We start from the raw sequence: 22,806 nt of genomic DNA, 5'->3' as shown, positions 1-22,806 counted from the left end.
CACGCCCGCGCGGCGCTGTTCTTATGCAAGGGCGCGTTGAAGGCCGCGCCCAGTCCCAAACCAACTCACCAGTTCCAGAGCGTACCGTCCGTCAAGCGGGCCACCGGCAGGTAGGCGGGCTGATAGGGGTATTTGGCGGCCTCCGCCTCATCGATATCGACGCCGTGGCCCGGCGCCTCTCCTGGGTGCATGTAGCCCTGATCGAAGCTGTAGGCGTGGGGGAAGACGCTTTCGGTCACGGCCTCGTGCACCATGCGTTCCTGGATGCCGAAGTTGGGCACCCACAGGTCGAAGTGCAGGGCGGCGCCCATGCACACCGGCGACAGGTCGGTGGCGCCGTGGCTGCCGGTGCGGATTTGGTACAACTCCGCCAGGTTGGCGATGCGGCGCAGGTGGGTGATGCCGCCCGCGTGCACCACCGTGGTGCGGATGTAGTCGATCAACTGGTTCTGGATCAGATCCTTACAGTCCCAGATGGTGTTGAACACCTCACCCACCGCCAGGGGCGTCGTGGTGTGCTGGCGGATCAGGCGGAAGGATTCCTGGTTTTCCGCCGGGGTGGGGTCTTCCATCCAGAACAGGCGGTAGGGTTCCAGCGCCTTGCCCAGGCGCGCCGCCTCGATGGGGGTCAGGCGGTGGTGCACATCGTGCAGCAGATGCAGGTCCCAGCCGAAACGGTCGCGGGCGGCGGCGAACAGGCTGGGGGCGAAATCCAGGTAGGCCTCCGTGGACCAGGCCGATTCCGCCGGCAGGCCGCGTGTGGCCGGCTCGTAATTGATGCCTTTGGCCACGCCGTACACGCCCTTCAGGCCGGGCACGCCCGCCTGGACGCGGATGGCCTTGTAGCCTTGGTCGACATAGTGCTGCACCTGGTCCATGGCGTCATCGACGGTTTGGCCATTGGCATGGGCGTAGACCATGACGCCGTTGCGGCTCTTGCCACCCAGCAACTGGTACAGCGGCAGGCCGGCCACCTTGGCCTTGATGTCCCATAGGGCGGTGTCCACCGCGGCGATGGCCGACATGGTGACGGGACCGCGGCGCCAATAGGCGCCCTTGTACAGGTATTGCCAGATATCCTCGATATCGTGGGGATCACGGCCAATCAGGCAGGGGATGACATGGTCGGTCAGATAGGACGCGACCGCCAGTTCGCGCCCGTTCAGGGTGGCGTCGCCGATGCCATAGACACCTTCGTCCGTGCGGATCTTCAGGGTGACGAAGTTCCGCGCCGGGCAGGTGACGATGACGTAGGCGTCCGTGATCTTCATACTTTCAGCTCCGAAGGCGGGTCCAGGTGGGCGCGGGGGCCGGCCATAGGCGGGCGGCGGGTCCGGCGATGGTCTTCGATAAGGCCCCCGAGGCGGTCTTGGGGACTGTGTTTCTCTCCCTGCGCGAGCGGCTCATGCCGTTCGTCGGTTACCATTCATGTATACTACCATACCAGTATGGTCAACAGGCCAGTGCGCGGTCATCGGGAAGGGGGAGGCGCCGCCGTGTGAAACGTGCCCCTCCCATTTTCCGGCCGCCATCGCGGCCTTGTTTGTCATCTAGTATGGTAGTATGTATGGACTGTGAGAGCAACGACGTTCGACAAAAATGCGTTTCCTTGGGGCGAAGCCCTCTGGAACACGCGAGCCGAATGTCGCAGGGTGGAAATGGGGATGGGCGGTGTGCCGCAAGGGTGCTCCCGTGCCGGGACCGTTTCGGGCCCGGGTCCGTGCGACTCTAATGGGGTGCGTCTGGTGTTGGCGGAAAATGACCGTGTCGTCCTGAACCGTATCCAGGCGGACAGTGCGGAGCCTGTGGCCCGCCGCGTGTTCCGGGAACTGCGGGGCGCCATCGTCGCCATGAAGTTCCGCCCCGGCCAAGCCATCTCCGAACAGGATATCGCCGACCAGCTGGGCGTCAGCCGCCAGCCGGTGCGTGAGGCCTTCATCAAGTTGAGCGAGGCGGGGCTGCTGTCCATCCGGCCGCAGCGTGGTTCCTTCATCGTCAAGATTTCCGTGCGCCAGGTGTTCGACGCCCGCTTCGTGCGCGAGGCGGTGGAACTGGCGGTGGTGCGCCGCGCGGTGGCGGAGATGAAGGGCCGCGACATCGACCTGCTGCGCGACAACCTGCGCGCCCAGGCCAACGCCGCCGAGGACCGCGACCACGCCGGCTTCCTGGACCTGGACGAGCGCTTCCACCGTGACATCGCTCTGCATGTCGGCTGCGAATATGCCTGGCGGGTGGTTGAGGAAACCAAGGCGCAGATGGACCGCGTGCGCTATCTCAGCATGCCGGAGGCGACGCCGTTTTCCCTGCTGATCACGCAGCACCATGCCATCGTCGACGCCATCGCCGACCGCGACGCGGACAGGGCGGAGGCGGCGATGCGCCAACACCTGCAGGAAATCCTGACCTCTCTTCCCCGGTTGGCCACCCGGTTCCCGGACCTGTTCGCCGACGACGCGCCCTTATAACGATTTGGCTGTTTGGTGGGGCAGGCCCCGGCCGGCTCAAGCTTTTGTGACCATGGTAACGGTACCATGGCGGCCCTGACGGGGCGGGGTGTCCGGGTCCGGATGCCTGAAAGAATAACGATAGGGAGAAGCCAGCGTGCGTATACGCCATGACTCCATCCATCATCGGATCGGCCATCGGATCGGCCGCCGCCTGATCCTGGCCGGTGTCGCCGCCGTGGCCATCAGTGCCGCCGCCCATGCGGCCGACAAGCCCGCGATCTACAAGGACGCGGGCGCGCCGGTGGCCGCCCGGGTCGACGACCTGCTGGCCCGCATGACGCTGGATGAGAAGGTGGCCCAGCTGATCGCCGTGTGGGATCACAAGCCCGCCATCTTCGACGCGGGCATGAACTTCGACCCGGCCAAGGCCAGCGGCGTATACCCCAACGGCCTGGGCCAGTTCACCCGCCCCAATGATGAAAAAGGCTCCGGCTCCCTGCGGACCCAGCATTGGCGTGACACAAGGGGCACGGTCGCCATGGTGAACGCCGTCCAGCATTGGGCGGTGGAGAAGACGCGGCTGGGCATCCCCGTCCTGTTCCATGAGGAAGGCCTGCACGGCTACCCCGTCATCGGCCCCACCAGCTTCCCCCAGGCCATCGCCCAGGCCAGCAGCTGGGACCCGGAGCTGATCCGCGAGGTCGACAGCGTCGTCGCCCACGAGATCCGCGTGCGCGGCGTCAGCCTGGTGCTGTCGCCGGTGGTGGACGTGGCGCGCGACCCGCGCTGGGGGCGCATCGAGGAGACCTTCGGCGAGGATCCCTACCTGGCGGGGGAGATGGGCGTGGCCGCCGTCCAGGGACTGCAGGGCGACAGCCTGCCCCTGGCCGACGGCAAGGTCTTCGCCACGCTGAAACACCTGACCGGCCACGGCCAGCCCGAAAGCGGCACCAACGTCGGCCCCGCCTCGGTCGGAGAGCGCACGCTGCGGGAGATATTCTTCCCGCCGTTCGAACAGGTCATCCACCGTACCAACGTGCGCGCGGTCATGGCCTCCTATAATGAGATCGACGGCGTGCCCAGCCATGTGAACACGTGGCTGCTGCACGACATCCTGCGCGGGGAATGGGGCTATAAGGGCTCCATCATCAGCGACTATTCCGCCATCGACCAGTTGGTCAGCATCCATCACGTGGTGCCGGATCTGCCGTCGGCCGCCATCCGCGCCATCCAGGCCGGGGTGGATGCCGACCTGCCGGACGGCGAGTCCTATGCCAGCCTGGCCGATAGCGTGCGCGCCGGAAGGATCAAGGAAGAGGTGATCGACCGCGCCGTCCGCCGCATCCTGGAACTGAAGTTCCAGGCCGGCCTGTTCGAGCACCCCTACGCAGACGCGGACAAGGCCGAGGCCCTGACGGCGAACGGCGAGGCGCGGGCCGTCGCGCTGAAGGCCGCGCAGAAAGCCGTGGTGCTGCTGAAGAACGACGGCGTGCTGCCGCTGGACGCCGGCAAAGTGAAGACTCTGGCCGTCATCGGCCCCAACGCCGCCAAGGCGCACTTGGGCGGCTATTCCGGTGAGCCCAAGCAGACCGTCAGCATCCTGGACGGTATCAAGGCCAAGGTGGGCTCACGCGTGAAGGTGACCTATGCCGAGGGCGTGCGCATCACCAAGGATGATGACTGGTACGGCGACACCGTCGAACTGGCCGATCCGGCGGAAAACGCCCGGCTGATCCAGCAGGCCGTTGCCGTGGCCAAGGCCGCCGACCACATCGTGCTGGTCATCGGCGACAATGAACAGACCAGCCGTGAGGGCTGGGCCAACAACCATCTGGGCGACCGCGACAGCCTGGACCTGGTGGGCCAGCAGAACGATCTGGCCAAGGCCCTGTTCGCCTTGGGCAAGCCGGTGGTCGTGGTGCTGCAGAATGGCCGCCCACTGTCGGTGGTGGACGTGGCCGCCAAAGCCAACGCCCTGGTTGAAGGCTGGTACCTGGGACAGGAGGGGGGCACCGCCATGGCCGACGTGCTGTTCGGCGATGTGAACCCGGGCGGCAAGCTGCCGGTGACCGTCCCGCGCTCCGTCGGGCAATTGCCCATGTTCTACAACAAGAAGCCCAGCGCGCGGCGCGGCTATCTGTTCGACACCACCGACCCACTGTTCCCCTTCGGCTACGGCCTCAGCTACACCACCTTCGACCTGGGCAGCCCGCGCCTGTCCACGCCGACGATTGCCAAGGATGGCGCCGTCACCGTGTCGGTGGATGTGAAAAACACCGGCAAGCGGGCAGGGGATGAGGTGGTGCAGCTGTACCTGCACCAGCAGGTCGCCTCCGTCACCCGGCCGGTGAAGGAACTGAAGGGCTTCCAGCGCGTCACCCTGGCCCCGGGCGAGAGCCGCACGGTCACCTTCACCATCGACGGCCAGGCGCTGGCCCTATGGAACCAGGACATGAAGCGGGTGGTGGAGCCCGGCGCCTTCGACATCATGGTCGGCGACAATTCCGTCGACCTCAAGACCGCCGTCCTGACGGTCACGGAGTGAGGACCATGAAGCGTTTTATCCGTTCCCTTCTGCTGGCCACCGCCACGGTCGCGCTGGCCCCCCAGGCCTGGGCCCTGGGCCAGCCCCGGTATGTCGAGGCGCAGGCCACGCCCGGCGGCTTCGCCATCGTGCAGGGCGGTGTCGCCGCCCGCCTGCATGTCGACGCCCAGGACTATGCCGGCGTGCAGCGTGCCGCGCGGGACTTGGCGGCCGACATCGGCAAGGTCACCGGCGTCACGCCCGCGCTCGGCCAGGACACGGATCTGGGCGCGCTGCCCATCCTGGTGGGCACTCTGGGCCACAGCCCGACCATCGACAGGCTGGCGGCGGAGGGCAAGATCGACGCTGGCGTCCTCAAGGGCAAGTGGGAAGCATTCCGCATCCAGGTGGTGGCCAACCCGGCGCCCGGCATCGCCAGCGCCCTGGTCATTGCCGGCAGCGACAAGCGCGGCACCATCTACGGCCTGTACGACGTCTCGGAACAGATTGGCGTATCACCCTGGGCGTGGTGGGCCGACGTGCCGGTGTGCCACCGCGACAGCCTGTACGTGAAGGCCGGCACCTATGGTGAGGATCCGGCACCGGTCAAGTACCGCGGCATCTTCCTGAATGACGAGGCGCCGGCCCTGACCGGCTGGGCCAGGGAGAAGTTCGGCGGCCTGAACCACCAGTTCTACGAGCATGTGTTCGAGCTGATCCTGCGATTGAAGGGCAACTACCTCTGGCCCGCCATGTGGGGCAATGCCTTCAACGAGGATGATCCGCTGAATCCCAAGATCGCAGATGAATACGGCGTGGTCATGGGCAATTCCCATCACGAGCCCATGCTGCGGTCGCAGCAGGAATGGAAGCGCCACGGCACTGGCCCCTGGGACTATGCCCAGAATGGCGAGGTGCTGCGCCAGTTCTGGTCGGACGGCGTGCGCCGCAACAAGGATTACGAGAGCATCGTCACCATCGGCATGCGCGGCGACGGCGACATGCCCATGACCGGTGACGCCGCCGCCGCCAACACGGCGCTGCTGGAAAAGATCGTGGCCGACCAGCGCCAAATCCTGGCCAAGGAGGTCAACCCCGACGTCACCAAGATCCCGCAAATCTGGGCGCTCTACAAGGAAGTGCAGGAGTATTACGAAAAGGGCATGCGCGTGCCCGACGACGTGACCCTGCTGTGGTGCGACGACAACTGGGGTGACGTCCGCCGCCTGCCCACGGCAGAGGAGCGCAAGCGCCCCGGCGGGGCCGGTATGTATTACCATTTCGACTATGTCGGTGATCCCCGGAACTACAAGTGGATCAACACCAACTCCATTCCCAAGGTCTGGGAACAGATGAACCTGACCTTGGAATATGGCGCGGACCGGGTGTGGATCGTGAACGTGGGCGACCTGAAGCCCATGGAATTGCCCATCGAGTTCTTCCTCGATTACGCCAGAGACCCCAAGCGCTGGCCCAAGGAGAAACTGCCGGAGTTCATGGCCGCCTGGGCCGAACGCGAATTCGGGCCCGAGCACGCCGCCGAGATCGCGACCCTGGTGACCCGCTACGGGATGCTGATCAGCCGCCGCAAGCCGGAGCTGCTGGACGCCAACACCTTCAGCCTGACCGATTACCGCGAGGCCGAGCGGGTGGTGGCTGACTACCGGGACCTGGTGGCGAAGGCGGAAGCCATCTATCAGGCCCTGCCGGCCGACGCCCGCGATGCCTTCTTCCAGCTGGTGCTGCACCCGGCCAAGGCGGCGGCCCAGGTGACGGAGCTGTACGTCGCCGTCGGCCGCAACCGCCTGTATGCCGACCAGGGCCGCGCGTCCGCGAACGCGGAGGCCGTCAAGGCGCGGGCCCTGTTCCAGGCCGATGCCGACCTGACGAAGCAGTACCACGCGCTGAACGGCGGGAAGTGGGACCACATGATGGACCAGACCCACATCGGCTACACCTCTTGGCGGGAACCGCTTGCCGACATCATGCCGGAGACGCGGGAGCTTGCCCTGCCGGCCGAGGCGAAGCTGGGCGTCGCTGTGGAGGGCAAGACCCAGGCCTGGCCGGCCCTGGATGGCAAGCCAATGAAGGACGCCGCCGTGTTGCCGGACCTGGATGTGGCCAATAAACCAAGCCGTTACATCGATATCTTCAACCGGGGATCGAAGCCCTTCACCTACACCGCCAAGGCCAGCGCCCCCTGGATCATCCTGAGCCAGGCCAAGGGTACGGTGACGCAGGAGACCCGCTTGCAGGTGGCGGTGGACTGGGCCAAGGCGCCGGTCGGGATCAGCCCCGGCAGCGTCACCATCAAGGGGGCCGGGGGCAGCGTCACCGTGCATCTGCGGGCCCTGAACACGCCGGTGCCGCAGGATGGCCAGCCGGCCTTCATCGCCGCCGACGGCTATGTGTCGATGGAGGCGGAGCACTACACCGCCAAGGCCGACGCCGGCGGGGCCGCCTGGGAGAAGATCCCGAACTATGGCCGCACCCTGTCGGGCCTGGCGCCCTTCCCGGTGACTTCGGCCAGCTTCGCGGCGGGCCAGGGGCCGCGCCTGGACTACCGCGTGTACCTGCCGGCGGCGGGCCCGCTGACGGTGCAGGCCATCGTCGGCCCCACCCTGAACTTCGTGCCCGGGCGCGGCCTGCGCTATGCCGTCGCCATCGATGACGAGGCGCCGCAGGTGGTGGACATCCTGGCATTGAATGGGGTCGCCGACTGGTCCAAGTCGGTTGAGGATAACGCACGCAAGCCCATCAGCCACCACACCGTGGCCAGTGCCGGCTATCACACCCTTCACATCTGGATGGTGGATCCGGCGGTGGTGCTGACCAAGCTGGTGGTGGATCTGGGCGGGCTTAAGCCCAGCTACCTGGGCCCGCCGGAAAGCGCCCGCCAGGCCGCGCGATAAAAACAGACGGGGAGGAATTCATGCGCCTGAAACGACTGCTGGCCCTGGCCGCCGGCCTGATGCTGACCACCGTGACCGCGTGGGCCCAGCAAGGGCCCCCGCAGGCTGCCCAAATGCAAGTGGCCCTAACCATGGACGACCTGCCGGTGCACGGCCCCCTGCCACCCGGCCTGACCCGGGCCGAGGTGGCGCACCGCGTGCTGGCGGCCTTCAAGGGTGCCGGCGTGGCGGAGGTCTACGGCTTCGTCAACGCCAAGGGCCTGGCGGACGAGGGCGACGATGCCGCCCAGGTGCTGGCCCTGTGGCGCCAGGCCGGTTACCCGCTGGGCAACCACGTCTACGCCCATGACGACCTGCATGGTCACGACGTGAACGCATTCACCGCCGCTGTCACGGCGGATGAGGCGGCACTCACGCAGTACATGGGTCCAGGAAGTGGAAAGAACACCGACTGGCACTGGCTGCGCTTCCCCTATCTGCACATCGGCGAGACGCCGGAAAAACGGCGGGAGGTCGCGGCCTTTCTGAAGGACCACGGTTATCGCGTGGCCGAGGTGACGCTCAGCTTCAACGACTACATCTACAACGCGCCCTATGCCCGCTGCATGGCCAAGGATGATCAGGCGGCGGTGGCGCGGCTGCGCAAGAGCTACCTGGACCGGGCGGCGGAATCGCTGACCATCGGGCGGCAGCAGGCCCAGGCCGTGTACGGCCGCGACGTGCCCCACGTCATGCTGCTGCATATCGGCGGGTTCGAGACGGTGATGCTGCCGGAACTGCTGTCACTGATGAAGGCCAAGGGCGTGGCCTTCGTGCCGCTGGCCAAGGCCGAGGCAGACCCAATCTACGCCACCAACCCCGACACGCCATCCAATGGCACGGGCAGCCTGCTGGATCGGGAAATGACGGCCCGTAACCTGCCGCAGCCGGCGCACAGCGCCGACCCGTCCACCTGGCTGGATGGTCTGTGCCGCTGACCCCCTCCTAGATTCAGGAAACGCCTCATGCGCCTCCGTTCCCTACTCCTGGCTGGTGCCCTGCTGGCCTCCACCACGGTTCATGCCGCCCCCCAGAACGTTGACCAGTTCACCACCCAGTGGGTGGGCAGCTGGATGGCGTCCGCCCAGGCGGGCGGCGCCGATTCCACGCCGCCGGCGCCCGGTTTCACCGACGCCACCCTGCGCCAGGTTGTGCACCTGACCTTAGGCGGTGCCCGCGTGCGCTTCCGTCTGTCCAATGCCTTCGGTACGGCGCCGCTGACCATCCCCGGCGCCCATGTCGCCCTGTCGGCGAAGGAGGGAAAGACGCCCAGCGCCGCCATCCGCGCCGGCAGCGACCACGCCCTGACCTTCAACGGCCAGCCGTCCGTCACCATTCCGGCCGGCGGCATGGTCTGGTCCGACCCGGTGGACATGGCCGTGCCCGACATGGCGGACCTGGCCGTCAGCCTGCGCCTGAAAGACGTGCCGGCCACGGTCACCGGGCATCCGGGATCCCGCGCCACCAGCTACATCGCCACCGGTGACGCGTTGGACGCTGCCGATCTGCCCAACGCCGCGACGGTCACGCACTGGTATATCCTCACCGGCGTGGACGTGCAGGCGCCGGCCACGGCCAATGCCGTGGTGGTGCTGGGCGACAGCATCACCGACGGACGCGACAGCACCACCGACGGCAACGGCCGCTGGACGGACGCGCTGGCCCGGAACCTGCTGCGAGGCAAAAGCCCCGTGGGCGTGCTGAATGCCGGCATCGGCGGCAACCGCCTGCTGCTGGACGGCATCGGCCCGCGCGCGCTGGACCGGCTGGATCGCGACGTGCTGGACCAGACGGCGGTGCGCTGGGTCATCGTGCTGGAGGGCATCAACGACCTGGCGACGGCCCTGAAGGCGGCGGAACGCAAGGAGGTGGGGGCGACGCCGGAAGCCATCATCGGGGCCTACCGCCAGATCATCGCCCGCGCCCATGCGCGCGGTCTGCTGGTCTATGGCGCCACCATCCTGCCCTGCCAGGGCATCGGCTATTGTGATCCGGCCATGGAGCCCAACCGCCAGAAGGTGAACGCCTGGATGCGCGGCAGCGGCGCCTTCGATGCCGTCATCGACCTGGACCGCACGCTCCAGGATCCCAAGAATCCCGGCCATCTGTTGCCGGAGGCCGATGGCGGCGACCATCTGCATCCGGGCGACACCGGCTATCGCCTGATGGCGGAAGGCACGGACCTGGCGCTGTTCGCGAGGTGAGCGCTTACAAGCCCGGCGGAATCTTCGCCAGGATGCCGGAGCGGAAGGGGCCGGGGCGGTCGCCGCGCATGAGCACGCCGGTGTCGCTGGCGGCATACTGTGCCGCCAGGTCCAGGGCGGCGGCGGCGGTTTCGGGCGTCGGCGCCTTGTCGCAGAACAGGTAGCTGGGCTTGCCCGCGCCGGACAGGGCCACGGTGCAGGCGCGGTCGCAGCCGCTCATGCATTCCACACCGTTCAGGGCCACTAGGTCGCGGCCCGGCCAGTCGGCGTGCAGGGCGGCCACGGCCTCGTACAGCAGGCGACCGTCGCGCACGGCCTCCGGCGAGGCGCCCTTGGGCCGGCAGGTGACGCAGATGTGCAGGGTGTGGGCAGGGACGGGGACGGTCGGGGACGCTTCGCTCACCGGGGACTTCCTCAAGGCTTGAACGCGGGCGACTATGGGCCCGGCCGGGCGGCGGGCGTCAAGGGGATACGCCGTATATTCATCACAGGCGCGGCAGTCGTTGATGGGTATAAGACGGCTTCCATGCCCCCGAGGATTCGGCCTGATGCCCAGCACGCCTGTCGAGATTTCCGCGTCCCGCGCCCGCCACCTGTGGCTGGCGGCCCAGCGCCTGCTGGAACCGGCACCGTTCGGCGCGGGGCCGGAGGCGGTGGCGCGGGCGACACAGCATCTGGGCTATGTCCAGATCGATACCATCAACGTCATCGAGCGCAGCCACCACCACATCCTGCAGACGCGCATCCCTGATTACTCCCGGGCGGACCTGGCGGCGGCGCAGTCGGTGGACAAGTCGGTCTTCGAATACTGGGCGCACGCCCTGGCCTATATCCCCACGGCCGACTATCGCTATTTCGCGCCGGACATGCGCCAGATGCGCGACAACCCGCCGGCCAACTACGCCGCCATCAACCGGCGCGATTACAACGCCCTGCTGCGGCGCATCGGGGAAGAGGGGGCGCTCAGCATCCGCGACATCGACGATGAGGTGCTGGTGGAGAAAGAGCACCTGTGGGCCAGCCGCAAGCCGTCCAAGCGCTTGCTGAACTTCGGCTTCTACAACGGGGACCTCACCATCTCCCGCCGTGACGGCATGCTGAAGGCCTATGAGCTGACCGACCGTCATTTCGGTTGGGAGCGGCGGCCCCGCCCGGCGACGCCGGGGCAGGTGGCCGACTATCTGTTGAACCGCGCGCTGCGCAGCCAAGGCGTCGTCAGCCTGGATTCCATCTGCTACGGCAACCTGGGCCTGAAGGCCCAGGTCCTGCCCCTGATCGAGAAGGCGGTACGCGCCCGCCGCCTGGCCCAGGTGATCATCACCGGCGCGGAGAAGGTGCCCCACTGGGCCGAGGCCGCGGTGCTGGAAAGCGCGCCGCCGCCGGTGCCGGCCGGCCAGGTGCACATCCTGTCGCCCTTCGATCCCCTGGTCATCCAGCGTAAGCGGCTGGAGGCCATCTTCGGCTATGTCCATCGGTTCGAGGCCTATGTGCCGGCGGCCAAGCGGGTGCTGGGCTATTTCGCCCTGCCGGTGCTGGTGGGGGATGAGATCGTGGCGGCCCTGGACCTGAAGACCGACCGCCAGGCCGGCCGCCTGCTGGTACAACGCTGGACCTGGATGGTGCCGGAAGGGCCGGACCTGAAGGCCGCCATCGAGGAAGCGCTGGGCCGGTTCCAGCGCTTCCAGCTGGCGCCCTCACTCCTGCCGGCTTGAGGGCAGCGTTTCCAGTAGGGGCCGGGCCAGCTGCAGCACCTGATAGGTCACGGCTGTGGCCGGCGGGTTCGGGGGCGCCTCCGTAGCCAGGCGAACCCGGGTCAGGGTCCAGGTGCGGGTGTCCACCCCCACGGCGGCGGCCACGATGTCGTCCCCCTCCGCCACCTCACGGTTGAGCGCGATTTCATCGGCCCACAGCCCGCCCAGGGCGGTGTCCATCGAGATGGGTATATTATCCACCACGGCATAACGGGCGTCGCGGGCGCGACCCTTGCGCGCGTCCAGCGCAACCCGCACATCGATATCCGCCCGGCCGAAGGTGTCGGTGACGGCCTTGTAGCGGTTGTGCACCAGGAAATCGCGGAAGGCCGCGTCCTGCCGCCACAGGTACAGGGAGGAATAGGCGTTGGCGATTGCGCCGTGCCTGCCAGCCTCCCGCAGCAGGAAGCCCTTGAAGTGCAGCTCGGGCATGGCGGCCCAGCGGGCGGCGTTGGTCTCGGCCCGCTTGCGCAGGGTGTCCAGGTCGTAGTCGGCCGTCAGGCGGTGGCTATAGTGCGCGATCAGCATCGGTTGTCACTCCCGTGGTGGCGATGTCCGGGAGGATAGCCGCGCCTGGATGATCACATAATCACATGAATTTCTATTTCAGTAATTGCTGTTTGAAATGACTAAGCTGTCGGCTCTTGCGCCGTGCGCCGCAGGAAATCCACCAGCGCCCGCACCGCCGGCGGGGTGTGGCGCTGTTTAGGGTAGTACAGGTACCAGCCGGGGAAGGGGGGTGAGTACTCCTGCAACAGCGGCACCAGGGCACCCCGGTCGATCAGCGGCTTCATCCACCGGTCCGACCAATAGGCGAAGGCGATGCCCACCCCCTGCGCGGCGGCGGCCAAGGCCGTGTCGCGGTGGGACACCACCAGCGGTCCCTCCACCGCCACGGCGAACCAGCGGCCGTCGGCCTGGAATTCCCAATTGTACAGCTTGCCGCTGCCGGGCTTGCGCCAATTGATGCAGCGATGGGCGTGCAGGTCGGCGGGTGTGCTGGGCTGGCCGTGGCGGGCAATATAGTCGGACGAGGCCACGGCCACCTGATGCAGGTCGGGTCCCAGCTTCACCGCCACCATGTCCTTGGCCAGCAATTCGCCCAGGGTGATGCCCACGTCGAACCCGGCTTCCACGATGTCTACCACCGCGTCGTCGATGGCCAGTTCCAGGACGATGTCGGGATATGCTTCGTGGAAGCGGCCAAGCACCGGTTCCACCAGCGTGGCGGCCGCCAGCCGGGGCAAATGCAGGCGCACCGTGCCGGTGGCTGCGCCGCGCATAGTGCCGACGTCCGCCACCGCCGCTTCCATCTGTTCCAGGGCCGGCTTGAACCCCGCCAGCAGCCGCGCGCCGGCTTCCGTCAGGGCGGTGCTGCGGGTGGTGCGGTTGAACAGGGCGACGCCCAGCCGTTCCTCCAATCCACGAATGGTCTGGCTGAGAGCCGATGGAGTGACCCGCAATTGGGCCGCGGCGCGGGAGAAGTTCCCATGTTCGGCGATCATGGCGAAGGCCCGCAGGTCGGCGAATTCACTGCCGCGCATTCTATCTTCCCAGCTAATAGGCGCATCGAGTTTATGTAGCATACCGCAGATCCGGCGGGTGTGGCCCACTCCCGCGCATTCTCAAACCAGCGCTGGGGTGTCTCCATGGCCCAATCCAAGATTTTCCTGATCACCGGCGTTAGCAGCGGCTTCGGCCGCGCCTTCGCGGAAGCGGCGCTGGCGGCCGGCCATACGGTCGTGGGCACCGTTCGGCGTGCGGCGGACGCCCAGGCCTTCACCGCCTTGCACGATACCCGCGCCCACGCCATCCCCTTGGACATCACCGATACCGACGCCATCGCGCCAGCCGTGGCGGGGGTGGAGCGGGATGTCGGCCCCATCGCCGTTCTGGTCAATAACGCCGGCTATGGCCATGAAGGCATTCTGGAGGAATCGCCGCTGGCGGAAATGCGCCGGCAGTTCGACGTCAACGTCTTCGGCATCGTGGCCATGATCCAGGCGGTGCTGCCGTTCATGCGCCGGCGGCGGGCCGGGCACATCGTCAACATTACCTCCATGGGCGGCTTCATCACCATGCCCGGCCTGGCCTACTATTGCGGCAGCAAGTTCGCACTGGAAGGCGTCAGCGAGGTGCTGGCAAAGGAGGTGCGCGACCTGGGCATCCGGGTGACGGCGGTGGCGCCGGGTTCCTTCCGCACCGATTGGGCCGGCCGCTCCATGGTCCGCTCGGCCCGAAGCATCGCGGACTACGACAGCCTGTTCGACCCGGTGCGCCAGGCGCGGGAGGAGAAGAGCGGCCGCCAGGCCGGCGACCCCGCCAAGGCGGCGCAGGCGCTGCTGACCCTGGTGGAGGCCGAGGCCCCGCCAACACATCTGCTGCTAGGCACCGACGCCCTGGCCCTGGTGCGCGACAAGCTGACGGCGCTGGAGGCCGAGATCGCGGCCTGGGAGCACCTGACGCGGTCGACGGATTTCGCTTAGGCGGCGCAGCCGTCCTTGCCCGATGCCGTTTCGGGGCCCGACGCCGTCTCGGGAAAGGTCGCCGCCAGGGTGGCGAGCGCCACGGCGGCGGCGGCGCCCAGCGCCAGGAAGGTGAGGCGATAGCCGAAATGGTCGACCAGCATGCCGGCGGCCAGGCCGCTGACAGCCGCGCCCACGCCCTGCACGGTGGCGATGACGCCCAGCGCCAGGTTGTAGCGGCCGGTGCCGCGCATCAGGTCCGCCGCCACCAGGGGTGTCAGGGCGCCATGGATGCCGGCGCCCACACCGTCCAGCAATTGCACCGCCACCAGCCAGGCGCTGTCGTCCGACAGGGTGTAGAGCACGGCGCGGATGGGCAGGATGGCGAAGCCCAGCAGCAGCAGGGGCTTGCGTCCCCAGCGATCCGCCCGCCAGCCGCTGACCAGGGCCACCGGCAGCATGACCAGCTGCGCCGCGATGATACAGGCAGACATCAGGGCGGTGGCCCAGGTTGGGTTGGCGGCGGCCAGCTTTTGCCCCACCAGCGGCAGCAAGGGGGCGTTGGCGAAGTGGAACAACAGGGCGCAGAAGCTGAACACCATGAGCGGCCGACATCCCACCACGGTGCGCCAGGCGGGTAGGCCGCCCCCGGCCTCATTCCCCTCGGCCCCTTTGGCGCGCTGATGGTCAATGGCGCGCCCGGGAATGGACAGGACCGCGATAATGGCCAGGACGGCGAACACCGGCCCCAAAAGGAAAACGGACCGCTGGCCGAACAGCCGGCCGACCGCCCCGGCGACCAGGGCGATGAAGACGTTGCCGGCATGGTCCCAGGCGGCGTTGCGCCCCATGCGGGCCGCCAATTGCTGCCGCGCGAACAGACCCAGGGTCAGCGCCGCGACGGCGGGGCCCAGCACGTCACCGACGGCGGCCAGGACGCTGTTGGCCACCAGCACGGGCCAGAAGTCCGGCCAGGCGTAGATAACGCCGGTGCCGGCCGCCAGGACGACCAGGGCCGCCACCATCACGGCGCGCTTGGCCGTGGTGGCGTCGATCGCCGCCCCCGCCGGCGTCTGCGCCACGAGACCGACCAGGCCGCTGACCATGGTCATGGCGCCAACGGCCGACTGGCTCCAGCCCTGCTGGGTCACCAGGAAGACGTTGAGGAAGGGACCCAAGGCGCCGCGCACGTCGGCCAGCAGGAAATTGATCGCGTCCAGGGAGGCGGGATGGAAGCGGCGGGGGGAGGCGTCGGTCATCGTGGTCCTGGGCCGAAGGAAGCCGGATTGGAACCAGAAACCTGGGGGCGTCGTCGCCGCCTGACCATCGAACCTTGGACTGAGCCTTGGCGGCGGACGACCTAGGCGGCTGACCAGCGGCCCCGACCGGCGGCCCTAAGGCTGAAGGATCAGCACCAGATAGGTGCAGGGCCGGTCGCCCCGGTTCTCGAACACGCAGTCGGCCGGCGGGCCCAGTTCCAGGCTGTCGCCGGCCGCCAGGTGGTGTTCGATGTCGCCCTCGGTGAAGGTCAGCTCGTTGGTCAGGACGTGGATGATGTGGCGGGTGAAGGCATAGGCCGAGGCGGGGAAGGGCACGCGCGCACCGGCCGGGAGGTCGATATGCACCAGTTCCAGGGGCATGTCGGACCCCGGTGGCGGCGCCACCAGGCGGCGGACATAGCCGGTGGCGGGGTCGCGCCAACTGCGCTGCTCCCCCGCGCGCAACAGGCGGCGGCGGCCGTCATCCTCCGCCCGGGCCAGCAGGGCCGACAGGGTCAGGCCGAAGGCGCCCGACAGCCGGCCGAGCAGAGAGGCGGTGGGGCTGCTTTCCGCCCGCTCGATCTTGTTGATCATGGCGCGCGACACGCCGGCGCGATCCGACAGGTCGGTCAGCGACCAGCCGCGCGCCTCACGCTCCACCCGGATGCGGGCGCCCAGCCGCGCGTCCAGCTCATCACCGTTTCCCGTCATATGCCTACCGAACCCCCCTTGCCGACATCGGCATCGTATCACATAGTGGACGCGATGAAACTATAGTGAACGGATCGCCATCATGACCCAGACCGTTACCATCCGCCCGGCCACCCTGGACGATCTGGAAGGCATCCGCGTCATCTACAACCACGCGGTGGTACATACGACAGCCATCTGGAACGACGTGCAGGTGGATCTGGAGAACCGCCGCCAGTGGTTCCAGGCGCGCATGGCCCGGAACTTCCCTGTGCTGGTCGCGGTGGCAGAGGGGGAGGGGCAGGGGCAGGTGGTGGGCTACGCCGCCTACGGCGACTGGCGCCCCTTCGATGGCTTTCGCCACTCGGTGGAGAATTCCGTCTATGTGGCGCCCCAGGCCCAGGGACGCGGCGTGGGGGAGACGCTGCTGCGCGCCCTGGTGGCCTGCGCGCGGGAACGCGGCATCCACCGCATGATCGCGGCCATCGCCAGCGAGAACGCCATCTCCATCGCGCTGCATGCCAAGGTCGGCTTCCGCACCGCCGGGGTCTTCTCCGAAGCCGGCACCAAGTTCGGCCGCTGGCTGGACCTGACCTTCATGGAACTGTTGGTCGGCGGGGGCCAGCCGACCTGAGGCCGGCCCCCATCCTTGCATAAGCCTCAGCTCATCGTCGGGATCACGAAGCTGACGCCTTCCTTGGTGCCGGAAGGCCAGCGCGAGGTGACCGTCTTGGTCTTGGTGTAGAAGCGGACGCTGTCCGGACCGTGCTGGTTCAGGTCGCCGAAGCCCGAGCGCTTCCAGCCGCCGAAGGTGTGGTAGGCCAGCGGCACGGGGATGGGCACGTTCACGCCGACCATGCCCACGTTGACCCGGTTGGTGAAGTCGCGCGCGGTGTCGCCATCGCGGGTGAAGATGGCGACACCGTTGCCGTAGGCATGCTCGTTGGGCAGGCGCAGGGCCTGCTCATAGCTGTCGGCCCGCGCCACGGACAATACCGGGCCGAAAATCTCGTCCCGGTAAATCCTCATGTCCGTTGTGACGTGGTCGAACAGGCTGCCGCCGATAAAATAGCCGTTCTCGTGTCCCTGCATCTTGAAGCCGCGCCCGTCGACCAGCAGCTTGGCGCCTTCCTTGACACCGGTATCGATGTAGCCGCGCACCCGCTCCAGCGCGTCGCGGGTCACCAGGGGGCCGTAGTCGGCGCCCTCATCGGTGGACAGGCCGACGCGCAGGGATTCCACGCGCGGCACCAGCCGTTCCACCAGGGCCTCGGCCGTGGCCCGACCCACCGGCACGGCCACGGAAATGGCCATGCAGCGCTCACCCGCCGAGCCGTAGCCGGCGCCGATCAGTGCGTCCACCGCCTGGTCCAGGTCGGCATCGGGCATGATGATCATGTGGTTCTTGGCGCCGCCGAAGCACTGGGCCCGTTTCCCATGCTCCGCCGCCGTGGCGTAGATGTAGTTGGCGATGGCGCTGCTGCCGACGAAGCCTACGGCCTGGATGCGCGGATCGGTCAGCAGCGTGTCCACCGCTTCCTTGTCGCCGTTCACCACGTTGAAGACGCCCTCGGGCAGGCCCGCCTCCAGGAACAGTTCCGCCAGGCGCAGCGGCACCGACGGGTCGCGCTCCGACGGCTTCAGCACGAAGGCGTTGCCGCAGGCGATGGCGGGGGCGGCCTTCCACAGCGGGATCATGGCCGGGAAGTTGAAGGGCGTGATGCCGGCGACCACGCCCAGGGGCTGGCGCATGGAATAGACGTCGATGCCGGGGCCGGCGCTGTCGGTGTACTCCCCCTTCAGCAGGTGGGGGATGCCGATGGCGAACTCCGCCACCTCCAGCCCACGCTGGATGTCGCCCTTGGCGTCGGCGATGGTCTTGCCATGTTCGGAGGACAGCAGCCGCGCCAGGCTGTTCATGTCGCGGTTCACCAGGTCTACGAACTTCATCAGCACGCGGGCGCGGCGCTGCGGGTTGGTGGCTGCCCAGGCCGGCTGAGCCGCCTCGGCGGCGGCGATGGCGGCCTCCACCTCGCTTTTCGAGGCCAGCGGCACCTTGGCCTGCACCTCGCCGGTGTTGGGATCGTAGACGTCGCCGAAGCGGCCGGACGTACCCGGCACAGGACGGCCGTTGACGAAATGGGTCAGTTCCCGGGTCATGCGCGTTCCTCCTGCTGTGGTTGTTTTGCGCCAGTTAAGCATTCATATTCCTGCACGTACAGGGTGCTGATTTCGCCCTCGGCTGTGCGGGAATTCCCATATGGAAAGCTCATTTGACTGGGACGCCCTGCAGTCCTTCCTGGCGGTGGTGCGGGCAGGCAAGCTGACGGCGGCGGCCCGGCGCCTGGGCGTGGACCATTCCACCCTCAGCCGCCGTATCGCCGACCTGGAACGCACCCTGCAGACCCAGCTGTTCACCCGCAGTGTCCAGGGCTATGCCCTGACACCCCAGGGGGAAAAGCTGCTGGCCTCGGCCCAGGCCATGGAGTCCGTGGCGCTGGGCATCCTGGGGGAGGTGGCGGGATCCAGCCTCAAGGTGGCGGGCAGCGTGCGCATCGGCGCGCCCGACGGCTTCGGCACCGTGTTCCTGGCGCCGCGCCTGGGCGATCTGGGGGCGGCCCATCCGGATTTGCTGGTGGAACTGGTGACCACGCCCCGGCTGTTCAGCCTGACCAAGCGCGAGGCCGACATCGCCATCGGCCTGGCCCCGCCGCGCGAGGGCCGGTTGCACGCCCGCAAGCTGACGGACTATCAGCTGGGCCTGTACGCGGCGCAGGACTACCTCGACCGGCGGGGGGCGCCGCAGCGGCGGACCGACCTGCGCGACCATCGCCTGATCGGCTATATCGGCGAGCTGATCTACGCGCCGGAGCTGGACTACGTGCCCCTGATCGAAAAGGATCTGGCGCCCAGCATCACCAGTTCAAACCTGCTGGCCCAATACCAGATGACCCTGGCGGGGCAGGGGTTGTGCGTTCTGCCCTGCTTCATGGCGGGGCAGGAGCCGCGCTTGCGCCGGGTCTTGCCTGAGACGGTATCCCTGACCCGGTCATTCTGGCTGATCGTCCATTCCGACCTGCGCGCGTTGGCGCGGGTGCGCATCACCTCCGACTTCATTGTCGAGGCGGTGAAGGCCGCCCGCGCGATGTTCATGCCGGACGCGTAGTTCCGATGGCCGGGTCGGTGCTGGCCGGCCAGTCACCGTCGGCGCGACCGGCCAGCCGGCGTTGGACATGGTCGCCGGTGATGACCAAATCGTACCAGCCGCCCGTGGGGCGCAGAGGCCAGCGCATGACTCCGCCCTCCTGCCCCGGCGTCCAGGGCCGGTGGTGGTCGAGATAGGCCCCGGGCTGGACGCTCACGCCCGTGCCGGGGGCCACGGTGACGCGTAGGGCGTCGCCCTCCACCGCCCAGCTGATGCCGGCGCTGCCCGCGCGGGTGCCGGTGAAGGCGCGGTGGAAGCCATTGGGGCCACGCACCCACAGGTCATAGGCGCCCTCCGGGCCGATCAAATGCCAGTCGCCCGACAGGCTTCGGCCGGCTTCCACCGTGTAGCGGCACGGAATGGCGTCCAGCCGCAGCCGGTCATAGACATGGAACACGGCGCCCTGGCCCGCCCCGGCAGAGAAATCCAGGCGCAGGGTGCCGGCGGCCGCGTCGACCTGGCCGGCGACCTCCAGCGCGTAGCGCAGCCGGCGCGACGGCCGGGTCCCGGCCTCCTGCACCGGATGGGGCGGGGCCACCGGCGTTTCCGGCACCGTCTGGCCGACGATGGCGCGGGCGCGGTCGCGGGTGGGCACCGTGTCCGGCAGGGCGGCCAGCTTGGCGTTGGGCGTCTTGAAATCGAAGGCGGTCAGCAGGTCGCCGCACACCGCCCGCCGCCAGGCGGAGATATTGGGCTCCACCACGCCGAAGCGCCGCTCCATGAAGCGGATGATGGAGGTGTGGTCGGCCACCTCCGAATGCACCCAGCCGCCGCGCGACCAGGGGGACAGGATGTAGCAGGGCACGCGCGGACCCAGGCCATAGGGCCGGCCGCGCAGGTTCAAATCATCGCCATCGGCACCGGGGGCCTTCAGGCGGTGGTAGTCGTCGTCCGTCGCCGCCGTGCTGGCCCCGGCGAAGCCGCCGGGCGCGTCCGGGTCGGGAGAGGGCGGGGCCGGCGGCGGCACATGGTCGAAGAAGCCGTCATTCTCATCGAAGGTGATGAACAGCACGGTGCGCGCCCACACCTTGGGGTTGGCGGTCAGCGCGTCGATGACCTGGGCGGTGTAGGCCGCCCCCTGCGCCGGGCTGGAGGGGCCGGGATGCTCCGACCCTTCCTCCGTGCCCACGACCCAGGAGATTTGCGGCAGCCGGTCGGCCAGCACATCTTCGCGCAGCTTGTCCAGCGCCCGGGTGGACAGGCCCTTGTCCCGCAGCACGGCGCGCGAGCCCGGATCGCCGCGGTAGGCGGCGCGGTATTGCAGGAAATTGGCCAGCGGGTTGTCGCCGAAATTATCGGCCATGTCCTGGTAATGGCCCCAGCTGATGCCCGCCGCCTCCAGCCGCTCCGGATAGGTCGTCCAGGAGAAGCGCGGGGTGCTGGCCGCGTCCGGCTTTTTCAGATCGTCATCGGGGTTGTCGAGGGCCGGCCCGCCGCCCTTGCCGTGCGGGTCGTTGGTCCCGGTCCACAGGAACAGGCGGTTGGTGTTGGTGCCGGTGTGCATGGCGCAGTGGTAGGCGTCGCAGATCGTGAACGCCTCCGCCATGGCAAACTGGAAGGGAATGTCCTCCCGCGTGTAATAGCCCATGGCGCGTTGGGTCTTGGCCTCCGGCCAATGCGCCATGCGGCCGTTGTCCCAGGCGGCCTGGGCATTGGCCCATTGGTGCGGCGTGCCCAGCATGCGCATCAGGTCGAAATGCGCTTTGGTCGACAGGTGGAAGGGATTGACCAGGCGCGGGTGCGGGTCGGTGCGGTCGCGCTGGTCCCACACGGTCAGGGGCTGGCCATCCGGACCCGGCGGCACCGGTATGGGGAAGCGGTCGCCGAAGCCGCACACGCCCGACAGCGTACCGAAGTAATGATCGAAGCCCCGGTTTTCCTGCATGAGCACGACGATATGGGCCACATCCTCGATGGTGCCGGTGCGCACGTCGGCGGGGATGGCGGCGGCGCGGGCCAGGGCGGGGGGCAAGCCGGCCAGGGCGGCACCGCCCAGCGCATGGCGAAGAAGCGAACGGCGATCCATCATGATGGGCGGTCTTTCCGGGGCGGGAGATCAGGGGGCGACCGACAGCTTGTCGGTCACGGTCTTCACGGGGCACAGCGCGCCGCAACCGGGCAGGGGCAGCACGGCGCTCCAGGGCGGGCTGGCCAGGCTGAGGGGGGCCAGATTGCGCACCTGGTCCGGCGTCTGGGCGACATAGGCGACGCGGACCAGGGCCTGGCCGGCAGCGTCGCGCCACAGCTCCAGCCGCAGGCCGCCGCCCACGGGCGGATCATCCTCGCCATAGCCCTGGACCTGGAAGTGCACGCCCAGCAATCCCGCGACGGCGGCGATGTTGTCGTCATGGCCGACCAGCAGGGTGACGGGCGGCTGGCCGGCGCCGGTCAGCGCCTCCGCCAGGCGCGGGGCCAGGGCCACGGCCTTGCGCGGCGCCATGTAGGCGTTGCGGGCGAAGACGTCGAACTGCAGACCGTGCAGGCGGGAAATCTGCGCCAGCGCGTCGCTCAGGCCTTGGCCCGCGCCGAAGCGGCCCCAGGCTACCTGGTCCGGCGCCATGCCCTCCAGATACTCCAGGATGAAGATTTGGGCGGCCCCGGCGGTCAGGGCGACAGGCCCGCGCAGATCGACGCTGCGGTTGTCGGCGCTGGGGCTGATGACCGTGCGTTCCTGCACCAGGTCGCAGGCCGGCAGGGTCTTGTCGCAGCCCAGGCCGCGGATGGTGAGCGCGATGGCCGGCACCAGGTAGGTGGAGGCGTTGCGCACGTTGTCCATCTCCGGTTCCATGGCCTTCACGGCGGCGGCGGCATCCACGGTGGCGGCCCCGGCCTCGAACGGATCGAACAGCGGGTCCAGCGTGCCCGGCGGCTTGTGTCCCACGGGCAGGGGGCAGTCCGGCGCCAGGCCTTGGGCCATGGCTTCGCCCGTGCGGATGGTACGCTCCGCCGAATTGGTCCAGATCGCCACCTGGTTTGCGGCGGGGCAGCCTTGGGCGGGCAGCAGGCCGTTGGCGGCCAGCCACTGGCGCTGATAGGTGCCCATCAGAGTGGCCGCCGCGGCGCCGTGGGGCGTCAGGTGGCTGGGCACCACCGGCCAAGTGGGCCACGGTCCCTGCGCCAAGCCGGGGGCCGCCTCGGTGTCCAGGGGGGCCCGCACGCCGTGGCGCACCAGCATGACCACCCGCTCCAGCGTCAGGGGCTGGCCATTCGCGGCGCGGGGGGCCACGGTGGCGTCGGGTGCCGCTTGGGCCGGGGCGGTCGCCAGCATCAGGCCGGCCAGGAAAAGAGGAAGAAGGCGGGTCACAGGCAT

Annotated in this window: 18 protein-coding genes; 9 read left to right on the top strand and 9 right to left on the bottom strand. The window is 68.4% G+C overall.

The window, feature by feature from the left end:
* Window positions 1-65: 65 nt before the first annotated feature.
* Entirely contained in the window at window positions 66-1,271 is a 1,206-nt protein-coding gene (manD, locus tag FBZ88_RS23590) for a D-mannonate dehydratase ManD (RefSeq protein WP_145619543.1), read from the bottom strand.
* A 474-nt stretch (window positions 1,272-1,745) separates the two neighbouring features.
* Here manD and FBZ88_RS23585 point away from each other — a divergent pair, with 474 nt between their 5' ends.
* The 5 genes from FBZ88_RS23585 (at window position 1,746) to FBZ88_RS23565 (ending at window position 10,126) form a co-directional block, all read left to right on the top strand.
* A complete protein-coding gene (locus FBZ88_RS23585; protein WP_246138824.1) occupies window positions 1,746-2,465 on the top strand; it encodes a GntR family transcriptional regulator in 720 nt (239 codons plus the stop codon).
* 136 nt (window positions 2,466-2,601) lie between these two features.
* Window positions 2,602-4,992: a glycoside hydrolase family 3 N-terminal domain-containing protein gene (locus FBZ88_RS23580; protein ID WP_246138823.1), complete on the top strand. Its 2,391-nt coding sequence runs from the start codon at window positions 2,602-2,604 to the stop codon at window positions 4,990-4,992.
* A gap of 5 nt (window positions 4,993-4,997) precedes the next feature.
* The gene (locus tag FBZ88_RS23575; protein ID WP_145619541.1) at window positions 4,998-7,883 is read left to right on the top strand and encodes a glycosyl hydrolase 115 family protein; all 2,886 of its coding nucleotides are present in this window, start codon (window positions 4,998-5,000) and stop codon (window positions 7,881-7,883) included.
* A 20-nt stretch (window positions 7,884-7,903) separates the two neighbouring features.
* Window positions 7,904-8,860, top strand: a complete 957-nt coding sequence (locus FBZ88_RS23570) for a polysaccharide deacetylase family protein (protein WP_145619540.1) — start codon at window positions 7,904-7,906, stop codon at window positions 8,858-8,860.
* 27 nt (window positions 8,861-8,887) lie between these two features.
* Window positions 8,888-10,126, top strand: a complete 1,239-nt coding sequence (locus FBZ88_RS23565) for an SGNH/GDSL hydrolase family protein (protein ID WP_145619539.1) — start codon at window positions 8,888-8,890, stop codon at window positions 10,124-10,126.
* 4 nt (window positions 10,127-10,130) lie between these two features.
* Here FBZ88_RS23565 and FBZ88_RS23560 read toward each other — a convergent pair whose 3' ends face one another.
* Window positions 10,131-10,529, bottom strand: coding sequence for a DUF1636 family protein (locus tag FBZ88_RS23560; protein WP_186464578.1), 399 nt, complete (start codon window positions 10,527-10,529; stop codon window positions 10,131-10,133).
* A gap of 145 nt (window positions 10,530-10,674) precedes the next feature.
* Here FBZ88_RS23560 and FBZ88_RS23555 point away from each other — a divergent pair, with 145 nt between their 5' ends.
* Complete coding sequence (locus tag FBZ88_RS23555) at window positions 10,675-11,838, top strand: winged helix-turn-helix domain-containing protein (RefSeq protein ID WP_186464577.1); 1,164 nt, start codon at window positions 10,675-10,677, stop codon at window positions 11,836-11,838.
* Here the strand turns inward: FBZ88_RS23555 and FBZ88_RS23550 are convergent.
* Together FBZ88_RS23550 and FBZ88_RS23545 are read right to left on the bottom strand one after the other, a co-directional pair.
* Entirely contained in the window at window positions 11,821-12,405 is a 585-nt protein-coding gene (locus FBZ88_RS23550; RefSeq protein WP_145619536.1) for a DUF4865 family protein, read from the bottom strand. The two genes, FBZ88_RS23555 and FBZ88_RS23550, sit on opposite strands and share 18 nt — an antisense overlap.
* Before the next feature lie 101 nt (window positions 12,406-12,506).
* Window positions 12,507-13,421 (bottom strand): LysR family transcriptional regulator, encoded by a 915-nt coding sequence (locus FBZ88_RS23545; RefSeq protein WP_145619535.1) that lies wholly within the window; start codon window positions 13,419-13,421, stop codon window positions 12,507-12,509.
* A 105-nt stretch (window positions 13,422-13,526) separates the two neighbouring features.
* Here FBZ88_RS23545 and FBZ88_RS23540 point away from each other — a divergent pair, with 105 nt between their 5' ends.
* On the top strand, window positions 13,527-14,363 hold the full coding sequence (locus tag FBZ88_RS23540) for an oxidoreductase (RefSeq protein WP_145619534.1): 837 nt from the start codon (window positions 13,527-13,529) through the stop codon (window positions 14,361-14,363).
* On the opposite strand, the gene FBZ88_RS23535 is transcribed toward FBZ88_RS23540, so the two are convergent.
* Both FBZ88_RS23535 and FBZ88_RS23530 read right to left on the bottom strand, forming a co-directional pair.
* A complete protein-coding gene (locus FBZ88_RS23535; RefSeq protein ID WP_145619533.1) occupies window positions 14,360-15,601 on the bottom strand; it encodes an MFS transporter in 1,242 nt (413 codons plus the stop codon). The two genes, FBZ88_RS23540 and FBZ88_RS23535, sit on opposite strands and share 4 nt — an antisense overlap.
* Window positions 15,602-15,736: 135 nt before the next feature.
* Window positions 15,737-16,312 carry a helix-turn-helix domain-containing protein gene (locus tag FBZ88_RS23530; protein WP_145619532.1) on the bottom strand — a complete coding sequence of 192 codons (576 nt, stop codon included), beginning with the start codon at window positions 16,310-16,312 and terminating at the stop codon, window positions 15,737-15,739.
* Window positions 16,313-16,394: 82 nt separating this feature from the next.
* Between FBZ88_RS23530 and FBZ88_RS23525 the strand changes: the two genes are divergently transcribed.
* Window positions 16,395-16,925 carry a GNAT family N-acetyltransferase gene (locus tag FBZ88_RS23525; protein ID WP_145619531.1) on the top strand — a complete coding sequence of 177 codons (531 nt, stop codon included), beginning with the start codon at window positions 16,395-16,397 and terminating at the stop codon, window positions 16,923-16,925.
* 26 nt (window positions 16,926-16,951) lie between these two features.
* Here FBZ88_RS23525 and FBZ88_RS23520 read toward each other — a convergent pair whose 3' ends face one another.
* Window positions 16,952-18,451: a CoA-acylating methylmalonate-semialdehyde dehydrogenase gene (locus tag FBZ88_RS23520; RefSeq protein ID WP_145619530.1), complete on the bottom strand. Its 1,500-nt coding sequence runs from the start codon at window positions 18,449-18,451 to the stop codon at window positions 16,952-16,954.
* A 100-nt stretch (window positions 18,452-18,551) separates the two neighbouring features.
* Between FBZ88_RS23520 and FBZ88_RS23515 the strand changes: the two genes are divergently transcribed.
* Complete coding sequence (locus FBZ88_RS23515) at window positions 18,552-19,457, top strand: LysR family transcriptional regulator (RefSeq protein WP_088874597.1); 906 nt, start codon at window positions 18,552-18,554, stop codon at window positions 19,455-19,457.
* Here the strand turns inward: FBZ88_RS23515 and FBZ88_RS23510 are convergent.
* Complete coding sequence (locus tag FBZ88_RS23510; RefSeq protein ID WP_145619529.1) at window positions 19,441-21,525, bottom strand: phosphocholine-specific phospholipase C; 2,085 nt, start codon at window positions 21,523-21,525, stop codon at window positions 19,441-19,443. The two genes, FBZ88_RS23515 and FBZ88_RS23510, sit on opposite strands and share 17 nt — an antisense overlap.
* Window positions 21,526-21,552: 27 nt before the next feature.
* The gene (locus FBZ88_RS23505) at window positions 21,553-22,800 is read right to left on the bottom strand and encodes a histidine-type phosphatase (RefSeq protein WP_186464576.1); all 1,248 of its coding nucleotides are present in this window, start codon (window positions 22,798-22,800) and stop codon (window positions 21,553-21,555) included.
* Window positions 22,801-22,806 lie beyond the last annotated feature (6 nt).

This window comes from Nitrospirillum bahiense, from assembly GCF_007828025.1.
In the GTDB taxonomy this organism is placed as follows: domain Bacteria; phylum Pseudomonadota; class Alphaproteobacteria; order Azospirillales; family Azospirillaceae; genus Nitrospirillum; species Nitrospirillum amazonense.
Note: the sequence above shows the minus strand (reverse complement) of the source record. Positions and strands in the feature narration are given on the sequence as shown.